The 573-nt window shown below is 44.7% G+C and carries 1 protein-coding gene; it reads left to right on the forward strand.

Annotated features, from left to right (window positions below; genetic code table 11):
- The coding region (locus ABLU96_RS11525; RefSeq protein WP_348862523.1) for a hypothetical protein at positions 1 to 539 on the forward strand (539 nt) is incomplete at its 5' end.
- Positions 540 to 573 lie beyond the last annotated feature (34 nt).

Genomic DNA, 573 nt, shown 5'->3' on the forward strand with positions numbered 1-573 from the left:
CGTCAGTTATTTTACCGGCAATAGAGAAAGGACTGGAAGCCCGTGAGCTTACGGTGTCGTGGGTCAAGGGGGCTGGGGCGGCAGCGGGTGGGGTTGCGTCTTTGGTTTCTGTGTATACAGATTGGCTTTCAATGAAAGCAGAGTTTCAGAATAATCGTTTATTCCTGATGGTTGTGATGGGGGGAAAAACATTTGTGGATGTCCTTACTGTCACAAAATCAGTTGGCCTTCTGCTGGAAGCCATAGGTACTATTTTAGAAGTTAAAGGTAAAGAGGAAGCATCGAAAATAATCGACTTAGGTGGTAAATATATAGCCAAAAAGCTGGTAGACAGATATTTTGGAGTCAGAATTCTGGCGATTTTAATAACCTGGGAGGCCATGTTAGCGATAACTTTGTTACAGGTGGTTGTGACCTGGATATCGGACGACGAGCTTCAGATATGGTGTAAGAAATGCGTATTTGGCACAGCACCATTCAACCGCAGCGTGGCAGACCAGAATAAAGCCCTGGAAGCAGCGATAAAGGATATATCATGAATTCAGAAGAGCAGAAGCAAATATGTTCCCGGTT

It is taken from the genome of Klebsiella sp. CN_Kp106 (assembly GCF_040064575.1).
Classification (GTDB): Bacteria; Pseudomonadota; Gammaproteobacteria; order Enterobacterales; family Enterobacteriaceae; genus Klebsiella; species Klebsiella michiganensis.